This is a genomic window from Ruegeria sp. AL11 (assembly GCF_056540865.1).
Window position 1 is genome coordinate 1 of record NZ_JBQFXO010000035.1, and the last position, 1,887, is coordinate 1,887.

The 1,887-nt window shown below is 62.7% G+C and carries 1 protein-coding gene and 1 pseudogene; both read right to left on the reverse strand.

All coding sequences use genetic code 11. The features are described 5' to 3' along the window. Positions 1 to 1,501: sulfoacetaldehyde acetyltransferase (xsc, locus tag ACR0IP_RS23060; RefSeq protein WP_480528145.1), on the reverse strand; the 1,501-nt coding region annotated here is incomplete at its 3' end. 125 nt (positions 1,502 to 1,626) lie between these two features. Next, a pseudogene (locus ACR0IP_RS23065) lies at positions 1,627 to 1,887 on the reverse strand (GntR family transcriptional regulator); the annotation flags it as partial.

A 1,887-nucleotide genomic window follows, 5' to 3' on the forward strand; every position in this document is an offset into this window, starting at 1 on the left:
ACCACAGGGTCGAGTTGCGCTTTTCCGCGCCCCACTGGTTGTTGCGGAACACGATCTGGGTCACGGCGGGCCATTCCTCGCGGCCAATCGCGGTCAACTCGTTCACCGCGATGCCAAAGGCGCCGTCACCGGCAAAGCCCACAACCGGAACATCCGGGCAGCCGATCTTGGCACCGACAACGGCGGGCAGGCCATAGCCGCAGGGGCCGAACAGGCCCGGCGCCAGGTATTTGCGACCCTCTTCAAACGACGGATAGGCGTTGCCGATGGCGCAGTTGTTGCCGATGTCCGAGCTGATGATCGCCTCTTTCGGCAGCGCCGCCTGAATGGCGCGCCACGCCATGCGCGGGCTCATCCAGTCGGGCTTGGCCGCGCGGGCGCGCTGGTTCCAGGTGGTGCCCGGATCGTCATCCTCATGGGTCATCGAGGTCAGTTCCTGCGCCCAGGCCGATTTCTTCTGCGCGATGCGCTCTTTGCGCTCCTTGCGGCCTTCGTCACCGGCGGTGTCGCTCAGCTGGGCCAGAATGCCCTTTGCCACCTTGGCGGCGTCGCCGATGATGCCGACGCTGACCGCTTTGGTCAGGCCGATACGGTCGGGGTTAATGTCGACCTGGATGATCTTGGCATCCGCGGGCCAGTAGTTGATGCCATAGCCCGGCAGGGTCGAGAACGGGTTCAGACGGGTGCCGAGGCACAGGACAACATCCGCCTCGCTGATCAGCTCCATCCCCGCTTTCGAACCGTTATAGCCCAGCGGACCGGCAAACAGCGGGTGGCTGCCCGGGAAGGCGTCATTGTGCTGGTAGCCGACGCAGACCGGCGCATCCAGACGCTCGGCCAGCGCTTTCGACGCCTCGATGCCGCCTTCGGCCAGAACCACACCGGCGCCGTTCAGAATGACAGGGTTTCTGGCGTTCGACAGCAGCTCGGCCGCCTGGGCCACGGCGGTTTCGCCACCCGAGGGGCGCTCGAACTCGACAATGGCGGGCAGGTCGATATCGACAACCTGGGTCCACATGTCGCGCGGGATGTTCAGCTGGGCCGGGGCGCTGGCGCGCTTGGCCTGCATGATCACACGGTTCAGAACCTCGCAGACGCGGGTCGGGTCGCGGACCTCTTCCTGATAGGCGACCATGTCCTCGAACAGCTTCATCTGCTCGACTTCCTGAAAGCCCCCCTGACCGATGGTCTTGTTGGCCGCCTGCGGGGTCACCAGCAGAAGCGGGGTGTGGTTCCAGTAGGCAGTCTTGACGGCGGTCACAAAGTTGGTGATGCCCGGACCGTTCTGCGCGATCATCATCGACATCTTGCCGGTCGCCCGGGTGTAGCCATCCGCCATCATCCCCGCGCTGCCCTCATGCGCACAGTCCCAGAACATGATCCCAGCCTTCGGAAACAGATCCGAAATCGGCATCATCGCAGAGCCAATGATCCCAAACGCATGTTCAATACCATGCATCTGCAAAACCTTAACAAAGGCCTCTTCCGTCGTCATCTTCATAGGGGTGTTCTCCAAGCAAGAGTGAGAAAACCGGGCACCGGGACCCGGGGGTTGATATGGTTTTGGCGTAAGGGTGCGACCTGCGTTAGGGCCAGACGCGTCTGCGGAATATGTCCAGTGCGATCTCAGGCTGACCGGATGGCTTCCGCGATAAGTTCGACGCCGGGGCCTATGCGGTTGGTCGAAATAGAAGAGTACCCGAGGCGGTAGAAATTCTGCGGCCTGTCGGGCCCCGAGAAAAACGGAGCACCCGGTTCGATATGAACACCCTGGTTCTGCAGCTTTAGCGCAAGCTGCGTTGTGTTGACGTGCTCGGGGGCCGACATCCACATTGATGAGCCACCCATTACGCCCCGCCCGGCCACTGTCAGCCCGCTTTCTTCGAT